Here is a 26,871-nt window from a genome sequence, read left to right on the forward strand (position 1 = left end):
CCGCGGGCGCGCCCGGCTCAGGTGGCGAGCAGCAGCCCGTCCGCCTCCCGCTCGCGGTCCCGCATCGCCCGCAGCCGGCCGCCCTCGTCCGCCACCAGCTCGGACCACGTCCCGCGCTCGGCCACCCGGCCGCCGTCCAGGACGATCACCTCGTCCACCGTCCGGTCGTCCAGCCCGGCCACCCGGTGGGTGATCAGGACGGTCGTCCGGCCCTCCGTCGCGGCCAGCAGGTCGGCGGTCAGCGCGTCCGCGGTGGGCAGGTCGAGGTGCTCGGCGGGCTCGTCCAGCACCAGCACGGGGAAGTCGGCGAGCAGTGCCCGGGCCAGCGCGAGGCGCTGGCGCTGGCCGCCGGAGAGGCGGGCGCCGTGCTCGCCGACCATGGTGTCCAGGCCGGCCGGCAGGGTGTCGGTCCAGTCCAGCAGCCGGGCCGCGGCCAGGGCGGCCCGCAGGTCCTCCTCGCCCGCCGCGGGCCGGGCCAGCCGCAGGTTCTCCCGCAGCGAGCTGTCGAACACGTGGGCGTCCTGCGCGCAGAGCCCGATCACCCGGCGGACGTCGTCCCCGGCGAGCGAGCGGCTGTCCACAGCCTGTGGACAGCCGGCGGCGAGGGTGACACCGCCCGCCGTCGGCTCCAGGAACCGGAGCAGCGCCTGGGCCAGGGTGGTCTTGCCGGAGCCGGAAGGACCGACCACGGCGATCCGCCGCCCGGGGGCGAGGTCGAGGTCCAGGCCGGCCAGCGCGTCCACCGTCCGGCCGGGGTGCCGGGCGGTCAGACCGCGGACGGCGATCGGCAGCGGCTGCCCGGGCAGGGCGGCCGGGGCGGCGGGCTCGGCGACGGCCGCGGGCGCCTCCAGCACCTCGGCCAGCCGCGCCGAGGCGGCCCGGCTGCGCTGCCGGGCCTGGACGGCGAGCGGCATCCCGGTGACCGCCTCGAAGGCGGCCAGGGGGGTCAGCACCACGACGGCCAGGCAGACCGGCGCCAGCGCGCCGTCCTGCACGCCCCGGATGCCGACGGCCGCGGCGGCGGCCACCGTCAGCCCGGTGAGCAGCGCGACCAGGCCGGTGCCGAGCGCCGTGGTGGCGGCCGACCGGGCGGCCAGCCCGGTCAGCGCGGCGTCGGCGGCGCGGGCGGCGGCCAGTCGGCCGGGCAGCGCCCCGGCGACGGTGAGTTCGGCCGTGCCGGTGAAGGTGTCGACCACCGCGGTGGCCAGCCGGCCGCGGGCCGGCGCCTGCCGCCGCTCGGCGCCGGCCGACCAGCGGGCGGCCAGCGCGGGCACGACCGCCCCGGCGAGCAGCAGCCCCAGGCCGAGCACCAGCCCGGCGGACGGCAGGAAGGCCCCCATCGCAACGGTGGCGGCCAGCGACACCACTCCCGCCACGGCCGCCGGTACCCGCCAGCGCAGGTAGTGGTCCTGGACCGCGTCCACGTCCGCGACCAGCCGGGACAGCAGGTCCCCGCGCCGGAAGGCCGGCAGCCCGGCCGGGGCGAGATCGGTGAGCCGCCGGTAGACGGCGGCCCGCAGGGTGCCGAGGGTGCGCAGCACGGCGTCGTGCGAGACCAGCCGCTCGGCGTACCGCAGGACGCTCCGGCCGATGCCGAAGGCGCGGACGGCGGTGACGGCCATCATCAGGTAGAGCACGGGCGGCATCTCGGACGCGTAGGAGATGAGGTACCCGGAGGTGGCCATCAGCGCGACCGCGCAGCCGAGGGCGAGGCTGCCGAGCAGGACGGCGAGCCCGAGGCGCGGGGCCCGGGCCGTGTCGCCGCCGTCGGGCTCCACGCCGTCCTCGGCGGTGTCGGGGGCCTCGGGGGCCGGGACCGGTCGGCCGCTGTGCGCGAGCCGGGGCGCCGGGGTGCCCGCCGGGACGGGGGGACCGGCCAGCCGGACCCGCTCGTCGGCCGCCGCCAGCAGCGCCGGCCGGTGCGCGACGAGCAGCACGGTGCGCGCCGGGTCGGCGGCCAGCGTCCGGACGGCGTCCACGACGGCCGCCTCCGACTCGCCGTCCAGATTGGCGGTCGGCTCGTCCAGCAGGACGAGCGGCCGGTCCTCGGCGAGCAGCACCCGGGCCAGTGCCAGCCGCTGCCGCTGCCCGGCCGAGAGCCCGGCGCCGTCCTCGCCGAGCACGGTGGCGAGCCCCTCGGGCAGCCGCTCCACGAACTCCAGCGCGTGTGCGGCCCGCAGGGCCTCGCGCAGCTCGGCCTCGCCCGCCCGGGCCCGGTAGAGCCGCAGGTTGTCGGCGATGCTCCCGGCGAACAGGTGGGGGTGCTGCGGCACCCAGGCGATCTGCCGCCGCCAGCCGTCCGGCTCCAGCTCCGCCAGGTCGTACCCGCGCCCGTCGGCGGCGGTGATCCGCACGGTGCCGGTGTCCGGCGCGGTGAGGCCGAGCAGGACGGCGAGCAGGGTGCTCTTGCCGGCTCCGCTCGGGCCGGTGAGGGCGGTGGTCCCGCCGGGGCGCAGGGTCAGCGCGGCGCCGTCGAGGGCGGGTTCGGTCCGGCCGGGGTGGGTGACCCGCACCCCCGACAGCGCGATGGTGGCACCCGCCAGCGCGGGCGCGGCCACCGTGCCCGCCGCCGGCAGCTCGGTCTCCAGCACCTGGAAGATCTCGTCCGCCGCGGTCAGCCCCTCCACGCTGGAGTGGTAGAGCGCGCCGACCTGGCGGATCGGGAAGTAGACCTCGGGCGCGAGGACCAGGATCAGCAGCCCGGTCTCCAGGTCGAGCGTGCCGTCCACCAGCCGGAAGCCGATCGAGACCGCGACCAGGGCGACCGAGAGCGTGGACAGCAGCTCCAGGGCGAAGGAGGAGATGAAGGCGATCCGCAGCGTCCGCAGCGTGGCCCGCCGGTAGTCGGCGGTGATCCTGGCGATGGTGGCGGCCTGGGCCCGGGCCCGGTTGAACACCTTGAGGGTGGGCAGGCCGGCGACCACGTCGAGGAAGTGGTGGGAGAGCCGGGCCAGGGTGTCCCACTGCCGGTCCATCCGGGACTGGGTGGCCATCCCGATCAGCGCCATGAACAGCGGGATCAGCGGGAGCGTCCCGGCGATGATCGCGGCGGAGGTGACGTCGGCGCCGACGATCCGCAGCAGCACGATCACCGGGACGACCACGGCCAGCGCCAGCTGCGGCAGGTAGCGGGCGAAGTAGTCGTCGAGCGCGTCGATGCCGCGGGTGGCGAGGGTGGTGAGCTCGCCGGTGCGCCGGCCCGCCAGGTAGGCCGGGCCGAGCGCGGTGGCGTGGTCGAGCAACCGGCGCCGCAGGGTGGACTTCACCCGGGCGACGGAGCGGTGGGCGGTGAGTTCGGTGAGCCAGGCGACCAGCCCGCGGCCGACCGCGGTGAGCGCGAGCAGCACCAGCGGGGTGGTCAGCTCGTCCGGGGTCGCCCGCTGCTGGAAGGCGCGGACGACGATCTCGGCGATCAGGCTCGCCTGGGCGACCACCAGGGCCGCGCCCGCACCGCCGAGGAGCACGGATCCGGCGAGGAAGGCGCGGGTGGTGCGGGCGTACCCGAGGAGTCGGGGGTCGACTGGCTTCATCACGGTGTCAGTGCTGGTCGAGGGCGGCGGCCGGGTCGTGGCCGGGGATGTGCTGGACGCCGATGCGCTTGCGGAACACCCAGTACGTCCAGCCCTGGTAGAGCAGCACGAGCGGGGTGAAGACCGCCGCGACGATGGTCATCAGCTTCAGCGTGTAGGGCGAGGAGGCGGCGTTGGAGACGGTCAGGCTCCACTCCGGGTTGAGGGTGGACGGCATCACGTCCGGGAACAGCGACAGGAAGAGCATCGCGACGGCCGCCACGATGGTCGCGCCCGAGAGGATGAACGCCCAGCCCTCGCGGCCCAGTTGGTTGGCGACCAGGGCGCCGAGCAGGGCCGCCACGGCGATCGTCAGGGCGACCAGGCTCCAGCCGTTGCCGCTGTCGGCCTGGGTCCAGACCAGGAAGACCACGGCCAGCACGGCGGCGACCACACCGAGTTGCAGCGCCATCCGCCGCGCCCGGTCGCGGATGTCGCCGACCGTCTTGAGTGCGGCGAACACCGCGCCGTGGAAGGTGAACAGCGACAGGGTGACCAGACCGCCGAGCAGGGCGTACGGGTTGAGCAGCTCCCAGAAGCCGCCGATGTAGTTCTTCTGCCCGTCGATGGCCACGCCGCGCACGATGTTGGCGAAGGCGACGCCCCAGAGGAAGGCCGGGAGCAGCGAGGTCCAGAAGATGGCCTCCTCCCAGTTGCGCTGCCAGCGCGCCTCCGACCGCTTGGCGCGGTACTCGAAGGCGACGCCCCGAACGATCAGGCAGACCAGGATGGCCAGCAGCGGGATGTAGAAGCCGCTGAACAGCGTCGCGTACCAGTCGGGGAAGGCCGCGAAGGTGGCACCGCCCGCGGTGAGCAGCCAGACCTCGTTGCCGTCCCAGACCGGGCCGATGGTGTTGATCAGCACCCGCCGCTCGGCGGTGGAGCGGGCGAGCGGCTTGGTGAGGATGCCGATGCCGAAGTCGAAGCCCTCGAGGAAGAAGTAGCCGATCCACAGGACGGCGATGAGGATGAACCAGACGTCGTGGAGTTGCATGCGCTATCGGTCCTATCGGTCCTCAGTAGGCGAACGCGAGGGGCTTGTCGGCGTCCTCGTCCGAGGACGGGCCGCGCAGCGACGGGTCCTCGGTGGGCGGTTGCTCGGAGGTCACCGGCCCGGCCTTGGCGTACTTGACCAGCAGCCGCACCTCGATGACGGCGAGGATCGCGTACAGCAGGGTGAAGGTGGTCAGCGCGCCGATCTGGGTGCCGATGCCGACGTTCGGCGAGACGGCGCTCGCGGTGGTCATCAGCCCGAAGACGGCCCACGGCTGACGGCCCATCTCGGTGAAGATCCAGCCGAAGCTGTTGGCGATCAGCGGGAACCCCATGGTGAGGATGCCGATCCGCCAGCTCCACTTGGTGAGGAACGGGCCGAGCTCGCGCTTCGGGGTGAGCATCAGTCTGGGCACCTCGGTGTCGCCGGTGCGCAGCTCCGGGGCCAGCAGGAACTTCCTGCGGGTGGTCCAGAGTCCGACCAGGCCGGCCACGAAGGAGGTCATCCCGAAGCCGATCATGAGGCGGAAGCCCCAGTACGTCACGAAGATGCTCGGGATGTAGTCCTTGGGGTCGCCGCCGTACTTGGCCGCCTCGGCGTTGGCGGTGTCGTTGATGCCGGGGACGGAGGAGCTGAAGTCGCTGTTGGCGAGGAAGGACAGTATCCCGGGGATCTCCAGCTCCACCGAGTTGTGGCCCTTGCCGACGTCGCCGACCGCGAAGACCGAGAACGGCGCCGGCGCCTGGCTGTCCCAGAGGGCCTCGGCGGCGGCCATCTTCATCGGCTGCTGGCGGAACATCACCTTGGCGAGCGAGTCGCCGCTGAGTGCGGTGCCCAGGCCGAAGACCACGGCGAGGACCAGGCCGAGGCGCAGCGAGGTCCGCATCACGGCGACCCGCTTGGGGTCGGCCGCCTCGGGCCTGCGCTTGGCCTTCCAGAGGTGGAAGGAGGCGATGCCGACCATGAAGGCCGCGCCGGTCAGGAAGGCGGCGGTCAGGGTGTGCAGCACCACGGTCACGGTGGTGTCCTGGAACAGCACCCGCACGATGTCGGTGAGCTGCGCCTTTCCGGTGACCGGGTCGATCGTGTAGCCGACCGGGTGCTGCATCCAGGAGTTGGCGGCCAGGATGAAGTAGGCGGAGAGGACGGTGCCGAGCGAGACCATCCACATGCAGGCGCAGTGCAGCTTCCTCGGCAGCTTGTCCCAGCCGAAGATCCAGAGCCCGATGAAGGTGGACTCGAAGAAGAAGGCGATCAGCGCCTCCATCGCGAGCGGGGCGCCGAACACGTCACCGACGAAGCGGGAGTAGTCGGACCAGTTCATCCCGAACTGGAACTCCTGGACGATGCCGGTGACCACGCCCATCGCGATGTTGATCAGGAAGAGCTTCCCCCAGAACTTGGTGGCGTGGAAGTACTTCTCCTTGTCCGTCCGCACCCAGGCGGTCTCCAGTCCGGCCACGATGGCGGCCAGGCTGATGGTGAGCGGGACGAAGAGGAAGTGGTAGACGGTGGTGATGCCGAATTGCCATCGCGCGATGGTCTCGTGAGCGATTGCCAGTTCCACGTCGCCCTCTCTCCAACCGGCCCTTTCCAGGGCATGTTCGGACAAACTTCATCTATATCCGTAGACCGCTGCTTAACCGCGCAAGCTTGTCCGCTTGTGAACGTGAACACGTTCACAAGGAGCAGTATCCATCATGCTTACGAGTGATCCACAGGCGGGGTGGGGTTGACCGGCGATGCCGTGCGCACAGTCTGCGGACCGGCCCCCGGCGGCCACAACGAGCGGCGGGGCGGGTGCCGGGATGATCTTGGACGATCCGGCGCTTGACAGCCGCCCGGACCGGCCGGACCGGCCGGACCGGCCGGACCGGCCGGACCGGCCGGCCTCCGGCGGACATGCCGAGGCGCCGCCGCCTGCCGGGGCAGGCGGCGGCGCCGGGCTCGACGGTCAGTGACTGCTGTACGGCCTGGTGATGATCTCCATGCCGTGGCCGGCCGGATCGAGGAAGTACAGCCCCCGGCCACCGTGGTGGCGGTTGATCTCACCGGGCTGCTTCATCTGCGGGTCGGCGTAGTACACGATGCCGCCCGCCTCGATCCGGGCCAGGGCCGCGTCGAACTCCTCGTCCGGGAGGAGGAACGCGTAGTGCTGCATGACGATCGACTCGGCCGGGATCGACGCGAAGTCGAGGGTGACGCCGTTCCCGGTGGCCACCGGGATGAACGGGCCCCAGGGCGCCCCGACCTCCAGGCCGAGGATCCCCGCCAGGAACTCGGCGGACTCCCGGCTGTCCCGGGCGTGGACGATGGTGTGGTTCAGCTCAACTGCCATGTGCAGAATGCCTCCTACAAGGCACTCACGGGCTACCTCCATGCCTCACCCAGCCGGTGACCGACACGCGATGCCGTGGGCGACATCCTAGACAGCGCTTCGCCTGCGGACCAGTGCCCTGGTCTCCTCGGGGAGCGCATCGGCGGCCAACAGGTCGGGCAGCAGGGCGGGTTCGAGGGTCAGGGCACGGAAGGCGAGGGCGATCGTCACCTCGTGCGCGGGGCGGTACAGGACCTCCACCCCGTCGCCCGCGCCGAGCTCCCCGGGCTCGACCACCCGCAGGTAGGCGCCCGGCAGCCCGGCCCGGGTGAACTGCTTGATCCAGCCGTCCCGTTCCAGCCAGCCCTGGAAGGTGCCGCAGGGGATCCGCGGGCAGGAGACCTCCAGCACCACGTCCGGCCCGATCCGCCAACGCTCGCCGATCAGCGCGCCGTTGACGTCCAGACCGGCGGTGGTGAGGTTCTCGCCGAAGGAGCCGTTGGCGAGCGGACGGCCCAACTCGCGCTCCCAGCCGTCGAGGTCCTCACGGGCGTAGGCGTAGACCGCCTGGTCGTCGCCGCCGTGGTGCTTGACGTCGAACACCTCGTCCCCCGCGAGCCCGACCGCGCCCGTCCCCTTCGGCCCGGGGGCCGCGACCGCGACCCGGCCGGCCACCGGCCGCTTGTCGATCCCCGTCCGGCCGGAGCCGTTCTTCCACGGGTTGGAGCGGGGTATGCCGAGATTCACCGAGAGCACGTTCATAGGGCTGACAGTACGACCGGGATGACAATCCGGTCGACTCCGCTTCCGCGGCGTGCCAGACTCCCTCGCCGTGCGAATGATCATCGAGTCGATGGCCGGGAAGCTGGCCGAGGTGCCGGGTGTGGTGGGCGTCCTGCTCGGCGGCAGCCGGGCCCGCGGGGAGCACCGGCCGGAGTCGGACTGGGATCTCGGCGTCTACTACCGGGGGCCGCTCGACCTCGACGCACTGCGGGCGCTCGCCGGGCCGGAGCTGGCGGCCACCGTCGCCGAGGCCGAACGGCTCGTCGAGGACACCCGCGCGGCGCTCGCGGCGTCCGCCCAGAACTTTGCCGCTGGCCCGAGCCCCGGTCGGTCTGGCAGGTTGCTGGCATGAGCACCGACCGGATCATCACTCTGCACGGCGAGCGGGACCTCGTCCGGCAGGCGGGCCACCTCTTCGTCGGCTCGCGCGAGGAGTTCCTGGTCGCGGCCGCCGACCTGGCCACCTTCTCCCCCGGCGTCAACGCCGCCTTCGCCGAGGGCAAGCGGCCGCACAGGATCCCGGGCCTCGTCATGCGCAAGCTCTACACCCGGCGCGCGCTGGCCGACCCCGACCAGGAGCGGCGGCTGCTGCGGATCGCCGCCTCCGGCATCGAGGTCCGGCTCTGCGACGGGCCGCTCGCCCGCGAGGCGATCATCATCGACCGGCGCACCGCGATCCTGGCCGGCGCCCCGGTGCGCGGCGTCCGGACGTACACCGTGGTGCAGACGCCGGAGGTCGTCGACGGCGTGCGCTCGCTGTTCCGGGCCAACTGGGAGAGCGCCACCGACCTCGCCGACTGCGCCCGCCCGCCGCACCTCACCGACCGGACCAGCCAGATCCTGCACGCGCTCGCGGCCGGCCACACCGACGAGACGGCCGCCCGGCTGCTCGGCCTCTCGCTGCGCACCTACCGCCGCCGGGTCGCCGAGCTGATGACCGAGCTCGGCGCCACCTCCCGCTTCCAGGCCGGGCTGCTGGCCCGAGACGCCGCCCTCCGCCAGCCCGCCGCCCCGGCGGAGCCGTGACCGGACCGCCACCGGCTCAGCTCCGCGGCAGACGGCCCCCGGTGATCTCCGGCCCGATCACGAACCCCTTCGCCGGCCCTTCGGGGATGACCGCCTCCTCGCCGTACGGCGTGCGGACCGAGGAGGCGTAGGCCCCGCGCTCGGTGTCGGGACCGGTGAGGACGGTGATGGCACCGCCGTCGTCGTGGTCGTCGACGATCACGTACACCGGGATGCCGGCGGCCGCGTAGGCGCGGTGCTTGAGGACGAGATCACGACGGCGGCTCTTGCTGCCGGGCGAGACGGTCTCGACCACCATGGCAACGCCCGAAGCGAGAATGCCCAGGCCGTCAGGGTGCTCGATCTCCTCCAGATCGTCGGGTGCGACGTAGACGTCGGGGATCACCACCCTGAGGCCATGGATGACGTTGCCGTCGTTTCCCGGTCCCCATCCCGTGCCCCGTAGGTGGTCGTGAAGCGCGCGCATGAAGCGCCGATTGATCGTCATGTGGCAGGTCCCGCCAGTGGGCGACATCTCGATGGCCCCCTCAATGATCTCTGCCCGGAAGCCCGCTGGGACCTCCATCTCCTTCCACACCTGCCACAGCGCCTGGTCCAGGTCCACGACGGTCTCCTCGGTTACGAGCACGGTCATATCGGACACCTTCCTCCTGTCCAGTGTGGTCAGCCCGTACAACGCCGCACAAGCTGCAGCCGTACAGTCGCACTCGACCGGTGCGGCGGGAGGATGATCGGCCGTACCTCACCAGATCGGGGGGTTTCAGCGCTGGTGGGGGAGCTCCACGCGGAAGGTGGCGCCGGTGCCGGGGGTGGTGTGGAGGGTCAGCGTGCCGCCGTGGGCGTGGGTGAGGGCGGTGGCGATGGCGAGGCCCAGGCCGGCGCCGCCGCCGTCGTGGCGGCTGCGGGAGGCGTCGACCCGGTAGAAGCGGTGGAAGACCCGGACGGCCTGCTCCTCGGTCAGGCCGGGTCCGGTGTCGGCGACCTCCAGCAGGCAGAGCCCGTCGGCCGTCCCGACGCCGATCCGCACCGGGGTGCCGGGCGGGGTGTGCTTGACGGCGTTGCCGACCAGGTTGGTGACCACCTGGCGCAGCCTCGCCTCGTCGCCGAGGACGGGCGCGGCACCCGGCGAACCGGTGCCGGCCGGGCCGGTCAGCGCGACCGGGCGGCTGGGGTCGAGTGCGGTGAGGTCGTGCAGCGCGTCGGCGGCGAGGGTGCGCAGGTCCATCGGGGCGAGGTCGAGCGGGCGCTCCTCGTCGAGGCGGGCGAGCACCAGCAGGTCCTCGACCAGGGTGCCCATCCGGACGGCCTCGCTCTCGATCCGGGTCATGGTGCGGGTGACGTCGGCCTCGGTGGGCAGCGCCCCCATCCGGTACAGCTCGGCGAAGCCCCGGATGCCGGCCAGCGGGGTGCGCAGCTCGTGCGAGGCGTCGGCGACGAAGCGCCGCATCCGGGCCTCCGACTCGGCGCGGGCGGCGAAGGCGGCCTCGATCTGGGTCAGCATGCCGTTGAGCGCGATGGAGAGCCGGCCGACCTCGGTGCGCGCGGGCAGCGCCGGCATCCGGTGCGAGAGCTCGCCGGAGGCGATCAGCTCGGCGCCCTCCTCGATCCGGCGCAGCGGCCGCAGTCCGGCCCGGACGGCGAAGAAGCCGAGCGCGCCGATCAGTACCAGCACCGCGCCGCCGATGGCCAGGAAGGCGGTCCGCAGCCGGGCCACGGTGGCGTCGATGTCCTCCCGCGACACCGCGACCATCAGGTACGAGGGGGTGGGCGCGGGTGCGGCGAAGGGGCTGGCGGGGGCCGGCTGGCGCTGCAGCGGCAGGAGCAGGGCCCGCCAGCTGCGCTGGCCGCGCCGGTCGGGGAGGTCGAAGGGGGTGTCGGGGGCGGTGGCGGCGGGGTCGAGGCCGCCCAGCTCCGGCGCCGGGTCGTTCTCGGAGACCGGCTGGCGGACGACCTGCTGGACCTTGCCGTCCGCCGAGAGGTACTGGACCAGGTACTGGCTGGGCAGGGCCGCCAGGTAGTTGGGGCCGCCGCGCCGGCCGCCGTTGACCGCGGGCTGCCGGGAGTCGGCCCAGCTCTGCCGGTTCGGGGCGCGGTAGGAGAGCGGTTCGCCGAAGCGCTGCAGCTGGTCGTCCAGCCGCTGGACCAGCTGCACCCGGACGGTGCCGAGCACCACGGTGTCGCTCACCGCGAGCCCGGTGGTGACCAGGGCGAGCACGAGCACGAGCAGCCGGGCGCGCAGCGAGAGCCGGGAGAGCGGCGACAGCCGGGCGCGCAGCGGCAGCCGGGTGGGCATCGGGGCGCCGGTCAGTTCTGCGGCGGGCGGCGCAGGGCGTAGCCGATCCCGCGCACGGTGTGGATCAGCTTGGGGCCGTGGGCCGGTCCGGAGTCGAGCTTGCGGCGCAGGTAGGAGATGTACGACTCGACGATGGAGAGGTCGCCGCCGAAGTCGTAGGCCCACACGTGATCGAGGATCTGCGCCTTGGAGACCACCCGGCCGACGTTGGCCATCAGGTAGTGCAGCAGCTTGAACTCGGTGGGGGAGAGCGCGACGGGGGTGCCGCCGCGGGTGACCTCGTGGGCGACCGGGTCGAGGGCGAGGTCGGCCACCACGAGCCGGCCGTCCTCGGCGGGACCGCCGGCCCGGCGCAGGATGGCCCGGATCCGGGCGATCAGCTCCTCCAGGCTGAACGGCTTGGTCACGTAGTCGTCCGCGCCGACGGCCAGGCCCTGGACCTTGTCGCCGACGCCGTCCTTCGCCGTGAGGAAGAGCACCGGCAGGTGGTCGCCGGCGTGGCCGTGCGGCGGGCCGGCGATCTGGCCGCGGCTGGTCTGCTCGCGCAGCCGCTCGACGACGGTGAAGCCGTCGAGGTCGGGGAGCATCACGTCGAGGACGATGAGGTCGGGGCGTTCGACGGCGACGAGTTCGAGGGCCTCGGTGCCGGTGGCGGCGGAGGCGACCCGGAATCCGGAGAAGCGCAGGGAGGCCGAGAGCAGCTCGCGGATGTTGGGTTCGTCGTCGACGACGAGGAGGAAGGCCTCGCCCGGGACGCCGGCCACTGCGGCGGTACCTGGTGTGGACACAGTGCCTTGCACGGGGGTTCCGCCTCCCGGTCGGACGATGGCGTTCAGGTTGAGGCTAGCCCGGGGAGGCTAAGCGCCATCGATGAATGTTGGATTAACACCTTATCGGGCGGATTTGGGCGAACGAGCCCACAGGGGCGGGCTGGATGGTGTGCGCACGGCGCGCGGCCCCGCGCAGGGGGCCGCGCGGCCCGGCCGCCGGAGGGATTCGGCCGGGCCGCGCGTACGCCCGGGGCTGCTGGGCCGGCCCCGGGCGGGCTGGGGGATCAGCCCCCGGAGGGGGTCCGGGAGCCGCCGAAGCCGCCGGCGCCGAAGCCCCCGGCGGCGGCGCCCTCGATCAGCTGGGTGGCGTTGTAGCCACCGCCCTCGGCGGGGGTGCCGACCACGGTCACGCTCTGGCCGGGCTGCAGGTCGGCGACCTTGCCCTCCTTGTTGATCTGCACCTTGGTGGCGTCGCCGGTGGTCACCTTGACGGTGTTGCCGTTGGCGTCGGTGAGGTAGACGGTGGTGCCGTCCACGGCCTTGACCGTGCCGCGGGCGAAACCGCCGCCGCCCTGGCCGCCTTGGCCACCTTGGCCCTGACCGCCTTGACCCTGACCGCCCTGGCCCTGCCCCTGACCGCCCTGCCCCTGGCCGGCGCCCCGGCGGGTGCCGTTCGTCCCACCGGTCGCACCGGCGCGCGGCTGCTGCCCGCCGCCCGCCGCGACCGTCCGCCCGCCGCCGGAGCCGTTGTCCTGCTGGTACCAGACACCGCCCGCGAACGCCGCCGTGGCGATCACCCCGCCCGCAAGGGCGAGGCTCAGCCAGGGCAGCTTGCGCCGCGGCGGCGCGGCCAGCTCGGCGGTGACGTCCCGGGCGTCCGGCGGGGTGGCGAGCAGGACGACCTGCTCGGCGGGGGTACGGGGCTCGATCTCGTTGCTCATGGTCTGCACGTCCTTGGTCACTCGTGGCGGAGGGCGTCGATCGGGCGCAGGGAGGCGGCCCGGTTGGCGGGGTAGCTGCCGAAGAACAGCCCGATGGCGACCGCGATCCCGAAGGCGCCGAGCACCGACTCGGGGATCACCACCGGCTTGATGCCGACGACGCTGAAGTGCGAACCCGCGATGCCGACCGCCACCCCGAGTCCGGCGCCGAGCACCGACAGCAGCGTCGACTCGGCGAGGAACTGCCCGAGGATCACCCCGCGCGGGGCGCCGAGGGCCTTGCGGATACCGATCTCCCTGGTCCGCTCGGTGACGGTGACCAGCATGATATTGGTGATCCCGATCCCGCCGACCAGCAGCGAGATCGCCGCCACCGCGCCGAGCAGCACGGTGAAGGTCTTGGTGGTGCTCTCCCGGGCGGTGAGCAGGGAGGCCTGGTTGCTGATCCGGAAGTCCGCCTTGCTCGGATCGGCGATCGCGTGGGTGCCGAGCAGCACCCGGGTGATCTCGCTCTGCGCGGCGGCCGTGGTCTCGGCCGAGGTCGCCTGGACCAGGATCTGGTTGACCGAGCCGAAGCCGGTGAAGGCGTTCTGCACCGTCGGCAGCGGCGCGATCACCACGTCGTCCGGGTCGGTGAAGCCCGTCCCGCCCTTGGCCTGGAGCACGCCGACCACGGTGAGCGGGGTACCCCCGACGGTGATCCGCTTGCCGACCGGGTCGGCGGTGTCGAACAGCTGCCTGGCGGTGGTGGCGCCGAGCACCGCGACCTTGCGGGAGTTCAGCACGTCGTCGGCGGTGAAGTAGTCGCCGTGCCCGATCTTCTGGTTGGCGGTCTCGAAGTACGCCGGGTAGGTGCCGACGATCGAGCCGGGGCTGTACGAGATGTCCCCGTACAGCGCGGTGCCGCCGGCGGTGACCACCGGCGCGACGGACTTGATCGCGGCCGTGTCGGCGTCGCTCGCCAGCGCCCTGGCGTCGGCGACCGTGAGCTTCTTCGCAGCGGAGGCGGTGCGCGAGCCGCCGAAGGACGAACCCGAGCTGACCGTCAGCGAGTTGGTGCCGAGCGAGGTGATCGACTCCTTGACCGCGACCGAGGAGCCGTTGCCGACCGCGAGCAGCAGGATCACCGAGGCGACACCGATCAGCACGCCGAGCATGGTGAGGGCGGAGCGCACCTTGTTGGCGGCCAGGCCGCCGACGGCGAAGCGGAGCATCTGCCAGAGGATCACGCGAGCACCCCCTGGAGCCCGGCGGCCGCGTGCAGGGCGGGCGGCGGCCCGGCCACCGGGGCCTGCCGGACGTCGCTGGTGATCGCGCCGTCGACCAGCCGGATCACCCGCTTGGCGTGCCGGGCGACCTCGTCCTCGTGGGTGATCAGCACCACCGTGCGGCCGGTCGCGTTGAGGCCGTCGATGATGGCCAGCACCTCCTCGGTGGAGCGGCTGTCCAGGTTGCCGGTGGGCTCGTCGGCGAGCAGCATCGCGGGGGCGGTGACCAGGGCGCGGGCCACCGCCACGCGCTGCTGCTGGCCGCCGGAGAGCTCGTTGGGCCGGTGCCCGGACCGCTCCGCGAGGCCGACCAGCGAGAGCGCTGCCAGGGCCCGTCGGCGCCGCTCGGCGGCCCGCACCCCCGCGTAGGCGAGCGGGAGCTCGACCTGGGCGAGGGCGGTGGTGCGGGGCACCAGGTTGAAGGACTGGAAGATGAAGCCGATCTTGCGGTTGCGCACCAGCGAGAGCTGCCGCTCGTCCAGGTGGCCGACGTCGATGCCGTCCAGCAGGTAGCGCCCGCCGGTGGGCACGTCCAGGCAGCCGAGGATGTTCATCAGGGTGGACTTGCCGGAGCCCGAACTGCCCATCACCGCCACGAAGTCGCCCTGGTCGATGTCCAGCGCGACACCCAGCGGCTCGCCGGTGACCGGGTCGGAGGGGCCGCGCAGCGCGTGCACGGTGGCGTCGCCGTGGCCGTAGGACTTGGTGACGCTGCGGATCTGGATGACCGGTGGCGTCGGGCCGCCGTCGGTGCGGGTGGTCTGGCGTGCCATCAGCGCGTACCGCCCCGACCGGCCCCGCCACCGGCCGCGCCGCCACCGGCCGCGCCACCGCCGGCCGCGCCGACACCGGCCACGCCCGTGCCCGCGCCGCCGCGGCCGCCCTGGCCCCCGTTCAGGCCCGGGAAGGAGCCGTTCGGGAAGCCGCTGCCGCCGCTGGTGGTGGCGAGCTCGACCTTGTCGCCCTCCTTCAGCCCGGAGACCACCTGCACGGTGGTGTCGCCCTCGACGCCCACCTCGACGCTGACCCGCTCGGTCGAGCCGTCCGGCTGCACCAGGGTGGCCGTCCGGCTGGCGCCGGTACCCGCCAGCGCGGCGGTGGGCAGCGACAGCGCGTTGTCCGCCTCGCCGGTGACCACCGAGACGGTCGCGCTCAGTCCGGTGCGCAACTTGCTGGTGTCGCCGGTGATCTGGAGCGTCGCCGCGTACTGGACGGCGGCCGCGCCGCCGGTGCCGCCGCTGCCCGCTGGCAGCGAACTGACCGACAGCACACTGGCGTTGAGCTTGGTGTCGGACTGCGCGTTCAGGGTGACGGTGGCCGCCTCGCCCTTCTTCAGCTTCAGCGAGTCCAGCTCGGAGAAGTTCGCGGTCACCTGCATGCCGGTCGGGTTGGTCAGCACGATGAAACCGCTGGGGGTGCTGGAACTCGTGCTGGTCCCGGTGGACTTGCCGGTACCCGAGGTGCTCCCGGCACCTCCGCCGAGGGTGTCGCCGACCTTGCCGGTGACGGACGCGACCGTGCCGTCCACCGAGGCGGTGAGCGTCGTCCCGGCCAGCGCCGCCTGGGCGTTGGCCAGGTTGGTCTGCGCGGTGGCGACCTGCTGCTGGGCCTGGGCGACCGCCGCCTCGTCCACCTTGGTGGTGGTGATCGTGGTGGTCTGCGGAGCGGGCGTGCTGCTCACGCCCGCTCCGCGGTCGCCGTCACCGGCACCGGCACTGGGGCTGGCTCCGGCTCCGGCTCCGGCGCCGCCCCCGGTCCCGGTCCCGGCCGGCTTCGCGGTGCCCGGGATCTGCTGGGTGGTCGTGGTGGTGACACCCGCCTGGGCCTTGGTGAGGTTGGCGTTGGCCGTGGTCAGCGCCGCCTGGGCCGAGTCCACCTGCTGCTGGGCGGCCGTGGTGTCGACGGTGGCCAGCACCTGCCCCTTGGTCACCGCGTCCCCGACCGCCACCTTGACGGCGGTCAGCTTCCCGCCGGTGGTGAAGTCCTGGGCCGCATCGGTGGGTGAGGCCAGCGTGCCGGTTCCGGACACGGTGGCCAGGACCGTGCCCTTGGCCACGGTCGCCGTTCGGACCTGGGCCTTGCCGGCCGTCTTCTCGGCACCGCTGTCCAACGTGGTGTACGCCAGGGCGGCTGCGCCCACCAGGGCCACGCCCAGGGCGGAATTGACGAGGACGGCACCACGCCGTCGCGGGAGCACCTTCATGGCGGACAGCTTCGCCGGGCGCTCTTGCGGAGTCCTGAGCCCTGGCTGGGAGCACCCTGACCGTCCGAATCCGGGCATTTGCCCATCCACCGCCCGCGCCGGGCCCTCGCCTTGCCCGCACCCATCCCATCCGTTGGCAGAACTCCCAGCAGCCTCCCAGCCACCCCCAGCCATCCGGGAGGCGGCGCGGACGGCTCCCGCGGCCCGGGAGGCCCGGCCCGCGGCCGCCCCCGCAGGCCGCCCACAGAGCGCTCCACAGGCCGCCCGCAGACCGCTCGAAAGATTCCCGGAAAAAGTTTTGAACCCGCCTGCAACCTCCCGTGGGGATGCACGTCTTTACGGATGAAGGGCACGGAGAGCGAGACCGGCAAGGCCGGGGGGCGCTACCGCTCAGCAGGAGCCGGCCGGTCACCTTCACACACCGTCAGAGTCAGGACCCTGGGGAGTCACATCATGCGCACGTCCGTTATCACCGCTTTTGCGAAGAACGCCCGCTCGCTCTCCGGCCGCCGCCGCCTCGCCACCATCGCCGCCACCGCCCTCCTCGCCGGCGGCGTCCAGCTCATCACCGCCGACTCCTCCTGGGCCTGCGGCGACTACCGCGTCGACGGCCCCCACCCCGCCGCGGCCGGCACCTCCGTGGAGGAGCTCGCCCCCGACGCCGCGGTCCTCCCCGCCAAGTCCACCGCCACCGCCGACGGCACCTGGAACGAGGTCGCGGTCAAGGTCACCAACAAGACCGGCGCCGACGCCCACGGCGTCCAGACCAGCTTCAGCATCCACACCCCCGGCACCGGCGCCTCCCTGCGCACCCAGGACGTCCGCATCCAGGTCCAGGAGAACGGCACCTGGAAGAACGTGCCCTCCCTCGCCGGCTGCCTGCGCACCGTCGACGCCGGCTACGAGCAGCGCCAGCGCATCGACAACAACAGCACCGTCACCCTCAAGTTCCGCTACTCCATCGCCGCCACCAGCCCCAAGAACGTCAACACCATCGACCTCATCACCGACGCCTGGCGCCAGGGCGCCGCAGGAACCGGCGCCACCGACCTCAAGACCGTCAAGCTCACCCACACCCAGACCACCACCCCGAAGCCCGCCGAGACCACCAAGCCCACCGCCAAGCCCACCACCCCCGCCAAGCCCGCCGAGGCCGCGAAGCCCGCCGCGCCCAAGCCGGCCGCCGACCAGACCACCGCCGCCCCCAAGCCCGCCGAAGCCCCCAAGGCCACCGCCACCACCCCGAGCGCCGCCCCCGCCACCACCGCCCCCGCCGGCACCCCCGAGCTCGCCCAGACCGGCGCCCACACCCCCAACACCCTCCTCGCCGCCACCGCCGCCGCCCTCCTCGCCCTCGGCGCCGGCGCCCTGATCGCCGTCCGCCGCATGCGTCCCCAGCGCTGACCGGCCCACGGAGAAAACGAGGGGCCCTGTCCTCCGCACGGCGGTGCGGAGGACAGGGCCCCTCATCCGTTTCCGGTCAGCCGGAGGCCACCGCGGACCCCCGGTCCGCCAAGGCGTCCCCGGAGGCGCCCGCCACGGCACTGCCCAGCAGCCGTAGCGCCGCCTCGGCCGGCGAGCCGGGCGGCGCGCTGAAGAGCAGCATCCGGTGCCCGGAGGCCTCCGGCAGCGGCAGTGCCTCGAAGTCCAACTCCAGCCTCCCGACCACCGGGTGGTGGAACTCCTTGCGCCCGTACAGGCAGTCGTGCACCGGGTGCCCGGACCAGAGCGTCGCGAACTGCGCGCTCTTCATCGACAGCTCACCGATCAGCTCCGCCAGTTGGCGGTCCTCCTGGTGGCGCCCGGCGGCCAGCCGCAGAAAGGCCACCTGGGCCCGCGCCTCCGTCTCCCAACGCGGGTACAGCTCCCGGGTGTGCGGGTCGAGGAAGAGCAGTCGGGAGAGGTTCGGCCGGTCGTCCGGGCGGTCCGGCGCCTGCGCGTCGAGCTGCCCGGCGAGCAGGGCGTGGCCGAGCGGGTTCCAGGCCAGCACCTCGTTGCGCCGCCCGACGACCACGGCGGGGACGTCCGTCATCGCCCCGATCAGCTGCCGCATCGCGGGGCGGGCCCGCTCGAAGCGCTCCGCCGCCCGCGGCTTCGCCCGGCCCGGGCGGGCCAGGTTGCGCAGGTGGGCGTGCTCGTCGGCGCTCAGCCGCAGTGCCCGGGCCAGGGCGTCCAGCACCTCGTCGGAGGCGTTGCGGCTCTGCCCCTGCTCCAGCCGCGTGTAGTAGGTGATGCTGACGCCCGCCAGCTGGGCCAGCTCCTCGCGACGCAGCCCGGGCACCCGGCGCCGGGTGCCGTACGCGACCAGGCCGACGTCCTCGGGTTGCAGCCGGGCCCGCCGGGTGCGCAGGAACTCGCCCAGGTCGGTCGGTGTCTCCGTTGCGGTCATGTCCCCAGTGAACACCCGGGGCGTGCCGCCGAGCCTGCCCCTGTCAGTACCACCCTCCGCAGGGGCCTGGGTCGGCCCGGCCGCGCGGCACAGGCTGCTGCCGTACCCCGTGGAACCCCTCCCGAGAGGCAGCGAGCCGATGACCACCGCCCTGCTCGACGACGCACCGCCCACCAAGGCCGCCACCGGTATGACCGGACGCCAACGACTCGTCCTGGTCGTCCTGCTGGCCGCCCAGTTCATGCTGGCCGTGGACTTCTCGATCCTGAACGTGGCCCTGCCGGTGATCGGCCGGGGCCTCGGCTTCTCGCCGGCCGACCTGCAGTGGATCGTCACCGCCTTCGCGCTGACCGCGGCCGGCTTCACCCTGCTGCTCGGCAGGGTCGCGGACCTGTTCGGGCGGCGCCGGGTCTTCCTGGTCGGCCTGGCGGTCCTCGGCGCCTCCTCGCTGGTCGGCGGGCTGGCCACCACGCCGGAGCTGCTGCTGGCCGCCCGGGTCGCCCAGGGCCTGGCCACCGCCGCCGTCACCCCGGCCGGGCTCGCGCTGCTGACCACCTCCTTCCCCGAGGGGCCGCTGCGCGAGCGGGCGCTCGGACTGAACGGCGCGCTGATGTCGGCGGGCTTCACCTCGGGGGCGATCCTCGGCGGGCTGCTCACCGACCTGCTCAGCTGGCGCTGGGCGTTCTTCGTCAACGTGCCGGTGGCCCTGGCCGTCCTGCTGGTCGCGCCCCGGCTGATCGCGGAGAGCCGGCCCGCCGAGCGCCCCCGGCTGGACCTGCCCGGCGCGGTGAGCGTCACCGGCGGCCTGCTCTCCCTGGTCTACGGGCTGACGGCGGCGGGCGAGCACGGCTGGGGCGACCCGGTGGCGCTGTGGGCGCTGGGGCTGGGCGCGGTGCTCCTGGTGGTGTTCTGGTTCGTCGAGCGGGCCGGCGCCTCCCCGCTGGTGCCGGTGCGGGTGCTGCGGCGGCGCAGTGTGGTCGGGGGCAACCTGGCCGGGCTGCTGGCCTTCGCCACCGAGACCTCGCTGGTGTTCCTGCTGACCCTCTACCTGCAGCAGGTACTGGGCTTCTCCGCGCTGGCCACCGGTCTCGCCTTCGGCGTGCTGGGTGCGGGCACGGTGGTGGGCGGGATCCTCGCGCCCCGGCTGATCGGCCGCCTCGGCACCCGCAGGGCCCTGCTGGCCGGCTTCCTGGTGCAGGCGGTCGCGACCGGCTCGCTGGTCCTGCTCGGTGAGGGCCGGGCCTGGCTGGGGCTGCTGCTGGCGGCGACCTTCGTCGGCGGGGTGGGCAACATGCTGGCGATCGTCGGCTTCATGGTGACGGCCACCTCGGGCCTGCCGGACGACGAGCAGGGGCTGGCCACCGGTGTCGCCACGATGACCCAGCAGGTGGGCATCACCCTGGGCACCCCGGTGATGAGCGCGGTCGCCACCGCCACCGCCGGCTCCGCCGTCCTGACCGGGGTCGGCTGGGCGATCGCCGCCAACACCGCCCTGGTGCTGCTGGGCCTCGCCGCCTCGGCGCTCCTGCTGCGCCGCAGGTGAGCCCTGGAAACACCGCGGAGTGGGAAGTCGGCCGGGCCGACTTCCCACTCCGTCGTCTGCGGGCTCAGGGCGCGATGGCCCCGGACCGGGTCAGGGCTCCTCGCGGATGGCCCCGGACCGGGTCAGGGCTCCTCGCGGAAAGCCCCGGACCGGGTCAGGGCACATGGCCCCGGACCGGCTCAGAGCTCCTTGCGGAAGGCCTCGGCCACCGACAGGAAGATCGAGTTGCCCTCGACCTCGCCGATCGAGATCCGGACGCCCTCCGGGAACGGCCGGACGATCACGCCGGCCTCGGCGCAGGCCGCGGCGAACTCCTGGGAGCGCTCGCCGAGCGCCAGCCAGACGAAGTTGGCCTGCGAGTCCGGGATGGTCCAGCCCTGGTCGCGCAGCCCGGCGACCACCCGCGCACGCTCCTCGACCAGCGCGTCGACCCGGACCATCAGGGCCTCCTCGGCCCGCAGCGAGGCGACGGCGGCGTCCTGGGCGAGCTGGGTGACGCCGAACGGGACGGCGGTCTTGCGCAGCGCGGTGGCCACCCGCTCGTGCGCGATCGCGAAGCCCACCCGCATCCCGGCCAGGCCGTAGGCCTTGGAGAAGGTGCGCAGCACGCAGACGTTCGGGCGGTCGCGGTAGAGGTCGATGCCGTTGGGGACCTCGGGGTCGCGGATGAACTCGATGTACGCCTCGTCGATCACCACCAGGACGTCCCCGGGCACCGCGTCCAGGAAGCGCTCCAGCTCGGCGCGGTGGATCACGTTGCCGGTCGGGTTGTTGGGGTTGCAGACGAACACCAGCCGGGTGTTCGGGGTGATCGCCGCGAGCATCGCGTCCAGGTCGTGGTCCCCGGTCTCGGTGAGCGCCACCGGGACGGGGGTCGCGCCGGCGACCTGGACGATGATCGGGTAGGCCTCGAAGGAGCGCCAGGCGAAGATCACCTCGTCGCCGGGGCCCGCCGTGGCGAGGATCAGCGACTGGGCGACGCCGACCGAGCCGGTGCCGGTGGCGATGTGCTCGGCGGGGACGTCGAAGTGCCGGGCCAGCTCGGCCGTCAGCTCGGTGACCGCCATGTCCGGGTACCGGTTGAGCGAGCCCGCCGCCGCGACCGCCGCCTCCAGCACGCCGGGCAGCGGCGCGTACGGGTTCTCGTTCGAGGACAGCTTGTAGGCGTCGGCGCCGGCCGGCTTGCCGGGCTTGTAGGTGGGGATGCCGTCCAGGGTCGGCCTCAGACGGGGGCCCTGCGCTGCCGTACCGCTCACGGTCCTTCTCCTTCTTCTTCTGCAGTTCCGCTGCGTTCGCTCCCGCCACGCCACGGGATCGCCGCCGTGCCCGGAATTGTCGGAACGCACCCGGACCACCCCGGTCGGGTGCCCTGAACGATACCGACCGCACTCACCCGTAGGGGTGAGATGCCCGGCCGGGATACGGGCGCAGATCAGCCATTCTGCAGGGTTCCTTTGGCACATGTCAGAGGTAAGACGGCCGGTTTCGAGCGGGTATCGAAGGAGCGCACGCCGTCTCACTCATGGAGAAACGTATCTCCTCGGGCCCCTTTCGGGCTCCCGATGCGCCGGTCACAGACCCTTGTCAGGAGCCATACGATCGGTCCGCCATGACAGCAGCAGCCAACCAGAGCGGTCGGCGGCCCACCACCTCACGGCGTCTGGAGCGGGCCGGCATCCGGGATGTGGCAGCAGCCGCCGGAGTGTCGATCACCACCGTCTCCGACGCGCTGAACGGTAAGGGCCGCCTGCCCGACGAGACCAGAAGCCGGGTCCGCGAGGTCGCCGAACGCCTCGGCTACCGCCCCTCGGCCGCCGCCCGCACCCTGCGCACCGGGCGGTCCGGCCTGATCGGCCTGACCGTCACCACCTACGGCGAAGAGCCGTTCACCTTCACCGAGTTCGCCTACTTCGCCGAGATGGCCCGGGCGGCCACCAGCGCCGCCCTCGGCCGCGGCTACGCCCTGGTGGTGCTGCCGGCCTCCTCGCGGCACGACGTCTGGGGCAACATCGCCCTGGACGGCACCGTCGTGATCGACCCGCCCGACCAGGACCCGCTGGTCGGCGAGCTGTACCGGTCCGGCGTCCCGGTGGTCAGCGACGGCAAGCCGGGCAACTGCCCGGTCACCGCCTGGGTCGACAACGACCACGAGGCGGCCGTGCTCGGCATCCTCGACCACCTCTCCGAGGCCGGCGCCCGCCGGATCGGCCTGCTCACCGGGACCAGCACCGACACCTACACCCGGCTCTCCACCGAGGCCTACCTCGGCTGGTGCGCCAAGGTCGGGCAGGAGCCGGTGTACGAGGCCTACCCCGCCCACGACCCGGCCGCCGGCGCCGTCGCCGCCGACCGACTGCTCGCCCGCCCCGACCGCCCCGACGCCGTCTACGGCCTCTTCGACCCGAACGGCACCGACCTGCTCGCCGCCGCCCGCCGGTACGGCCTTCGGGTCCCCGACGACCTGCTGCTGGTCTGCTGCAGCGAGAGCGACGTCTACGCGGCCACCGAGCCGCCGATCACCACCCTGTCGCTCAAGCCCCGGCGAATCGGCACCACCGTCGTCAACCTGCTCATCGACGCCATCGAGGGAGTGGACTCCGGGACGGGCGTCGACATCGCCCGGCTCTTCCCGCCCCGCTTCCGCACCGCCGGCACCGGCCCGCCGCCCGGCACCCTGATGCCCACCGAGCTGATCGTCCGCGCGTCCTCCCAGCGCCGGAGCCCGCGCACCACGGTCTCCCCGCCCCGCCCGCCGGGCGAGGTGTAGATGGCGCCACCAGACCATCCCCAGCCGGGACAAAACGGACCTGACGGACTGCCCGGCTGACGCTCCGGAGGATTGGATACCCACCAGGTGACGACGCCGGGAGAGTGGTCTTCCTATGATGGGCGAATGACACCCGAGGACCGCTTCCCCGGGCCTGAACACCCGGACTCAGGCCCACGTCACCAGCCGGACCTCGACGTGCTGCCCTACGGCACCTACTACGAACCGGAGCCCGCCGGGTACGCCGAGGCCGCGTACGAGTCGGAGACGTACAGCGGCTACGGCGGCGCGCGCTACCTCGAACAGCACTGGCCGGCCACCGGGCAGGCACACAACGTCCACGCCCCGCAGGCCGCGCACCCCGGCTACGAGCCGACCCTGCCCGACCGGCCCTCGCCCGTCCACCAGAGCGACGACCCGCCGACCATCGAGCTCGGCCCGCCGCTCGCCGAGCCCGTCCCGGCCTACCCGTACCCCGCACCCGCCCCCGGCGAGCCGGTCGGCCCGCTCTACGTGGTCGGCGACGTGCACGGCTACCTGGAGGAGCTCCGCGCCGAGCTGCGCCACCAGGGCCTGATCGACGCCGACGGCCACTGGGCCGCCGGCCGCTCCCGGATCTGGTTCCTCGGCGACTTCACCGACCGCGGCCCGGACGGCATCGGCGTGATCGACCTGGTCATGCAGCTCGCCGCCGAGGCCGCCGCCGCCGGCGGGTACTGCCGGGCCCTGATGGGCAATCACGAACTGCTCTTCCTCGGCGCCGCGCGGTACGGCGACGAACCCGTCCAGTCCACCGCCGGCACCGCCTCCTTCCTCGCCGCCTGGCGGCTCAACGGCGGCCAGCAGCACGACCTGGACCGCCTGGAGGCGCACCACATCAGCTGGCTCTCCCGGCTGCCCGCCATCGCGCTGGAGGACGGCCACCTGCTGCTGCACTCCGACACCACCGCGTACCTGGAGTACGGCGAGTCCATCCCCGAGGTCAACGACGCCGTCCACGACCTGCTCGCGGACGAGGGCGTGGACGAGTGGTGGGACTGCTTCCGCCGCTTCACCAAGCGCTTCGCCTTCCGCGGCGACGCCGGCCCGCAGGCCGTCCACGAGCTGCTCGACGCCTACGGCGGCTCGCGCGTCGTGCACGGGCACAGCCCCATCCCGTACCTCACCGGCACGGTGCACGCGGACGACGGCGCGCCCCCGCACATCCCCGGCCCGTACATCTACGCGGACGACCTCGCCGTCGCCATGGACGGCGGCGTCACCATGGAGGGCCGGCTGCTGGTCGCGCGGCTGCCGATCTGACGGGTTGACCGGTCGGCCCGGCGCGCTTCGGAGGGGTCGAGCGACCGGCCGACCCGGGTCGCGGCCCCGCGCGACCCACCGGCCCGTCGACTGAACAGGTGTTCGCAACCGCCCCTGGCCTGCGTCCTTCGTGGGCCGGGGCGGCGCCCGGAGCGAAATTCCGGAAACCGACTGTCAGCGCGACCGCACCCGCCCCTACCATCGAGGCACACCACACCCGGCCGCTCGTGTGGCGGCCCGTCTCCGTGCCCGCGGGGCCCAGGTGCCCGGGACCCCCGTGTCCGAAAGCCTCCGCGGAACGGAGGCGCACGGGGTTCGCATGAACGGGGTCCCCATGAACAACGCCCCGCACCTGCTCACCGAGGACCGCCCGGAGTTCGAGCGCCTCCTCGACGAAGCACTGCGTGACGGCACGATCCTCACCGCCCTGCAGACGCCCGGCGCCCTCACCGCCGAACAGCTGCGCACCAAGGCGCTGCTCGCCGCCGACACCGTCGCGGCCGCGGCCGGTGCCGAGTACGAGCACTACACCCGGCTGCGCGCGGGCCTGCGCGGCGCGCCCCCGCCGGGCCAGAGCGGCGAGCCGACCGCACCCGGACTGCTCACCCAGCTGCGCTCGGGCAACGGCGGCGCCGGACTGTTCCCGGTGCTCACCGTGCTCACCCCGATCCTCGCCTGGGCCGCCGCCCTCGTCCTGCTGCTCCTCGGGTACGCGCTACGCGCCGCCGACCCTGCTCTGGCCCTGGCCCGTTCGGTGCTCACGGCGGGCTGGGTGGCGCTCGCGGCGGGCGCCCTCGCGATGGTCGTCGGCATAGTCGGGCTGATCCTCACCGCACTGCGCGACGGTGCCACCGCCCCCGGCGGCGGCGACCCGGACCTCACGGCCGAGCTCGCCGACGCCCGGCGGGACTGGCAGCACGCCCTGAGCCGGCGGGCCCTGCTGCCGTACCTGCACGCCCATCTGCACTCGGAGCCGGCGCTGCCGCCCGTCGTCCCGTCCCCGGGCGGGGCACCGCCCGCGGACTTCACCAGCCCCGGCTACAGCAGTGGCCGCTACAGCCGGCCCGGTTTCACCAGCCCCGGCTCCGAGGGGCTGACCGACCCCGAGGGCCGGGAGCCGCGCACCGCCGCGTTCACCGGTCCGGACTTCACCGGGCCCGGCTACACCCCGCCGGCCTTCACCGGCCCGGACGAGGTCTGACCGGGCTCCGCCGCCCGCGGTGCCCGGGCAGCCGGTCACCGCGGGCGGCGGAGCGGCGGGAGCCGCGAGCGCGGACCTGCGGGGACACCGCGACGGCGGACCGGCCTCACCCCGCGCCGGTCAGCACCCGCAGCTCGGGCGGGCCGTCCAGCAGCTCCGCCGTGCGCTCCAGTGACCGGGCCAGATGAGGGCTGGCCAGATGCGCCTCGAAGGCCTCCCGCGACTCCCACTCCTCCAGCACCACCCAGGCCCGCGGATCGTCCGGGTCCACGTAGTTCCGGTACGAGAGGCACCCCGGCTCGGCCAGGCTCGGCTCGATCATCGACCGGGCCTGCTCCCGCATCTCGGCCTCCCGGCCGGCCTTGGCCCGCAGGACCGCGACCGCGGTGATCCGCTGCGACATCGTCACTCCCCTTTCGTCTCCCACCCGAACACCGGACGGCCCGACGATCTTCCCCGGCCCTGCCAGGCCCGGGCCGTGACGCCGGGTCAGGTACGTGACGCCGGCCCGGCCGGGTCCCCGGCGGCGTCCGTCGCCGCGCGGACGAACTCGCGGACCCGCTCGGTGGTGTTGCTCTCCAACCAGACCAGCCCGCGGTCGATCGGCGGGGCGTCGTGGATCGGCACGTACGCCACGTCCGGGCGGGGGTAGTAGTGCCGGGAGTGCTCGCCCACCGGTAGGACGCCGCGGCCCATCGCGACCAGCGAGAGCATCTCGGAGAAGGTGTTGCCCACCGGCCCCTTCGGCACCGGGCGACCGGACGGGGTCCGGTCGGGCGTCCGGTCCCGCTTGAACTCCGCGGAGGTGACCGCCGGGTACTGCACCACCGGATGCTCGGCGAGGACCTCCACCGACACCGCCTCCGCCCCCGCCAGCGGGTGCCCGGCGGGCACCGCCAGGACCCGCCGCTCGGAGATCAGGGCCGGTCCGCGGGCCATCCCGTCGAAGGGGAAGGCCGCGATGAGGAGATCCACGGAGCCGTCCAGCAGGCTCGCCCGGGAGTTGAAGAGCTGCACCTCGCGGACATCCACCCGGCACCCGGGGTGCCGCTCGGTGAACAGGTTCACGGCCCGGAGCAGCACCGTCGCCGTCCACTCGCCGAGGAACGCGACCCGCAGCTCCCCGGTCACACCGCGACCGGCGTCGACGGCCCGGCGCACCGACTCCTCGATCCCGGCGACCAGCGGCACCAGGTCGTCCGCCAGCCGCCGCCCGATCGCGGTGAGCCGAACGGTGCGGCTGGTCCGCTCGAACAGCCGGGCGCCGATGCGGCGCTCCAGCTTCCCGATCACCTGGCTGATCCGCCCGGTGGTGACACCGAGGGCCTCGGCGGTGCGGCCGAAGTGCAGCTCCCGCGCGAGCGTCAGGAAGGCCTCGATCTCATGCCGTTCCCACATGCCACCCGTCCGATCGTTGAATCTGACTCAACGATCGTAGTGCAGGTGGGCGTTGATGCCGTCGGCCGGACAGCGGATCGTAGAACCCGTCACCACGACCCTCCACC

General features: G+C 73.5%; 22 protein-coding genes and 1 pseudogene. 7 read left to right on the top strand and 16 right to left on the bottom strand.

Annotated elements, in window-relative coordinates:
• Positions 1 to 17 precede the first annotated feature (17 nt).
• From cydD to ACFVVX_RS04115, 5 genes are all read right to left on the bottom strand, one after another.
• Positions 18 to 3,530: a thiol reductant ABC exporter subunit CydD gene (cydD, locus tag ACFVVX_RS04095; RefSeq protein WP_387941137.1), complete on the bottom strand. Its 3,513-nt coding sequence runs from the start codon at positions 3,528 to 3,530 to the stop codon at positions 18 to 20.
• A 7-nt stretch (positions 3,531 to 3,537) separates the two neighbouring features.
• A complete protein-coding gene (gene cydB / locus ACFVVX_RS04100; protein WP_387941139.1) occupies positions 3,538 to 4,563 on the bottom strand; it encodes a cytochrome d ubiquinol oxidase subunit II in 1,026 nt (341 codons plus the stop codon).
• Positions 4,564 to 4,585: 22 nt separating this feature from the next.
• Entirely contained in the window at positions 4,586 to 6,130 is a 1,545-nt protein-coding gene (locus ACFVVX_RS04105; RefSeq protein ID WP_387941141.1) for a cytochrome ubiquinol oxidase subunit I, read from the bottom strand.
• A gap of 387 nt (positions 6,131 to 6,517) precedes the next feature.
• Positions 6,518 to 6,901 (bottom strand): VOC family protein, encoded by a 384-nt coding sequence (locus ACFVVX_RS04110; RefSeq protein ID WP_387941143.1) that lies wholly within the window; start codon positions 6,899 to 6,901, stop codon positions 6,518 to 6,520.
• A gap of 87 nt (positions 6,902 to 6,988) precedes the next feature.
• Positions 6,989 to 7,642, bottom strand: a complete 654-nt coding sequence (locus ACFVVX_RS04115) for an MOSC domain-containing protein (protein ID WP_387941145.1) — start codon at positions 7,640 to 7,642, stop codon at positions 6,989 to 6,991.
• Positions 7,643 to 7,733: 91 nt separating this feature from the next.
• On the opposite strand from ACFVVX_RS04115, the pseudogene ACFVVX_RS04120 reads away from it, so the two are divergent.
• Both ACFVVX_RS04120 and ACFVVX_RS04125 read left to right on the top strand, forming a co-directional pair.
• A pseudogene (locus tag ACFVVX_RS04120) lies at positions 7,734 to 7,883 on the top strand (nucleotidyltransferase domain-containing protein); the annotation flags it as partial.
• A 128-nt stretch (positions 7,884 to 8,011) separates the two neighbouring features.
• Positions 8,012 to 8,689 carry a DNA-binding response regulator gene (locus tag ACFVVX_RS04125; protein WP_387941147.1) on the top strand — a complete coding sequence of 226 codons (678 nt, stop codon included), beginning with the start codon at positions 8,012 to 8,014 and terminating at the stop codon, positions 8,687 to 8,689.
• Between the two features lie 16 nt (positions 8,690 to 8,705).
• On the opposite strand, the gene ACFVVX_RS04130 is transcribed toward ACFVVX_RS04125, so the two are convergent.
• The 7 genes from ACFVVX_RS04130 to ACFVVX_RS04160 form a co-directional block, all read right to left on the bottom strand.
• Positions 8,706 to 9,323, bottom strand: a complete 618-nt coding sequence (locus ACFVVX_RS04130; RefSeq protein ID WP_387941149.1) for a Uma2 family endonuclease — start codon at positions 9,321 to 9,323, stop codon at positions 8,706 to 8,708.
• A 126-nt stretch (positions 9,324 to 9,449) separates the two neighbouring features.
• Positions 9,450 to 10,982, bottom strand: coding sequence for a sensor histidine kinase (locus tag ACFVVX_RS04135; protein ID WP_387941151.1), 1,533 nt, complete (start codon positions 10,980 to 10,982; stop codon positions 9,450 to 9,452).
• Between the two features lie 11 nt (positions 10,983 to 10,993).
• Positions 10,994 to 11,746, bottom strand: coding sequence for a response regulator transcription factor (locus ACFVVX_RS04140; RefSeq protein WP_387941153.1), 753 nt, complete (start codon positions 11,744 to 11,746; stop codon positions 10,994 to 10,996).
• A 290-nt stretch (positions 11,747 to 12,036) separates the two neighbouring features.
• Positions 12,037 to 12,693: a hypothetical protein gene (locus tag ACFVVX_RS04145; protein WP_387941154.1), complete on the bottom strand. Its 657-nt coding sequence runs from the start codon at positions 12,691 to 12,693 to the stop codon at positions 12,037 to 12,039.
• Positions 12,694 to 12,710: 17 nt separating this feature from the next.
• Complete coding sequence (locus ACFVVX_RS04150) at positions 12,711 to 13,922, bottom strand: ABC transporter permease (protein WP_387941155.1); 1,212 nt, start codon at positions 13,920 to 13,922, stop codon at positions 12,711 to 12,713.
• On the bottom strand, positions 13,919 to 14,734 hold the full coding sequence (locus ACFVVX_RS04155; protein ID WP_387941156.1) for an ABC transporter ATP-binding protein: 816 nt from the start codon (positions 14,732 to 14,734) through the stop codon (positions 13,919 to 13,921). Before ACFVVX_RS04155 ends, ACFVVX_RS04150 begins: the two co-directional genes overlap by 4 nt.
• On the bottom strand, positions 14,734 to 16,164 hold the full coding sequence (locus ACFVVX_RS04160; RefSeq protein ID WP_387941158.1) for an efflux RND transporter periplasmic adaptor subunit: 1,431 nt from the start codon (positions 16,162 to 16,164) through the stop codon (positions 14,734 to 14,736). The genes ACFVVX_RS04155 and ACFVVX_RS04160 overlap by 1 nt, the downstream gene beginning before the upstream one ends.
• A 453-nt stretch (positions 16,165 to 16,617) precedes the next feature.
• Between ACFVVX_RS04160 and ACFVVX_RS04165 the strand changes: the two genes are divergently transcribed.
• Positions 16,618 to 17,568: a hypothetical protein gene (locus ACFVVX_RS04165; protein ID WP_387941160.1), complete on the top strand. Its 951-nt coding sequence runs from the start codon at positions 16,618 to 16,620 to the stop codon at positions 17,566 to 17,568.
• A gap of 76 nt (positions 17,569 to 17,644) precedes the next feature.
• On the opposite strand, the gene ACFVVX_RS04170 is transcribed toward ACFVVX_RS04165, so the two are convergent.
• Positions 17,645 to 18,553 (bottom strand): helix-turn-helix domain-containing protein, encoded by a 909-nt coding sequence (locus ACFVVX_RS04170; RefSeq protein ID WP_387941162.1) that lies wholly within the window; start codon positions 18,551 to 18,553, stop codon positions 17,645 to 17,647.
• Between the two features lie 139 nt (positions 18,554 to 18,692).
• Here ACFVVX_RS04170 and ACFVVX_RS04175 point away from each other — a divergent pair, with 139 nt between their 5' ends.
• Entirely contained in the window at positions 18,693 to 20,096 is a 1,404-nt protein-coding gene (locus ACFVVX_RS04175) for an MFS transporter (RefSeq protein ID WP_387941164.1), read from the top strand.
• A 179-nt stretch (positions 20,097 to 20,275) separates the two neighbouring features.
• On the opposite strand, the gene hisC is transcribed toward ACFVVX_RS04175, so the two are convergent.
• Entirely contained in the window at positions 20,276 to 21,352 is a 1,077-nt protein-coding gene (gene hisC, locus ACFVVX_RS04180; RefSeq protein ID WP_387941166.1) for a histidinol-phosphate transaminase, read from the bottom strand.
• A 353-nt stretch (positions 21,353 to 21,705) separates the two neighbouring features.
• Here hisC and ACFVVX_RS04185 point away from each other — a divergent pair, with 353 nt between their 5' ends.
• The 3 genes from ACFVVX_RS04185 to ACFVVX_RS04195 all read left to right on the top strand — a co-directional run bounded on the left by ACFVVX_RS04185 (position 21,706) and on the right by ACFVVX_RS04195 (position 25,366).
• Entirely contained in the window at positions 21,706 to 22,863 is a 1,158-nt protein-coding gene (locus ACFVVX_RS04185; protein ID WP_387941168.1) for a LacI family DNA-binding transcriptional regulator, read from the top strand.
• Between the two features lie 126 nt (positions 22,864 to 22,989).
• Complete coding sequence (locus ACFVVX_RS04190) at positions 22,990 to 24,165, top strand: metallophosphoesterase (RefSeq protein WP_387941170.1); 1,176 nt, start codon at positions 22,990 to 22,992, stop codon at positions 24,163 to 24,165.
• A 319-nt stretch (positions 24,166 to 24,484) separates the two neighbouring features.
• On the top strand, positions 24,485 to 25,366 hold the full coding sequence (locus ACFVVX_RS04195; RefSeq protein ID WP_387941172.1) for a hypothetical protein: 882 nt from the start codon (positions 24,485 to 24,487) through the stop codon (positions 25,364 to 25,366).
• 106 nt (positions 25,367 to 25,472) lie between these two features.
• Here the strand turns inward: ACFVVX_RS04195 and ACFVVX_RS04200 are convergent, their stop codons facing one another.
• Positions 25,473 to 25,769: a putative quinol monooxygenase gene (locus ACFVVX_RS04200; protein WP_387941174.1), complete on the bottom strand. Its 297-nt coding sequence runs from the start codon at positions 25,767 to 25,769 to the stop codon at positions 25,473 to 25,475.
• 86 nt (positions 25,770 to 25,855) lie between these two features.
• On the bottom strand, positions 25,856 to 26,764 hold the full coding sequence (locus ACFVVX_RS04205) for a LysR family transcriptional regulator (RefSeq protein WP_387941176.1): 909 nt from the start codon (positions 26,762 to 26,764) through the stop codon (positions 25,856 to 25,858).
• Positions 26,765 to 26,871: the final 107 nt, after the last annotated feature.

The organism is Kitasatospora sp. NPDC058170 (assembly GCF_042883905.1).
Classification (GTDB): Bacteria; Actinomycetota; Actinomycetes; order Streptomycetales; family Streptomycetaceae; genus Kitasatospora.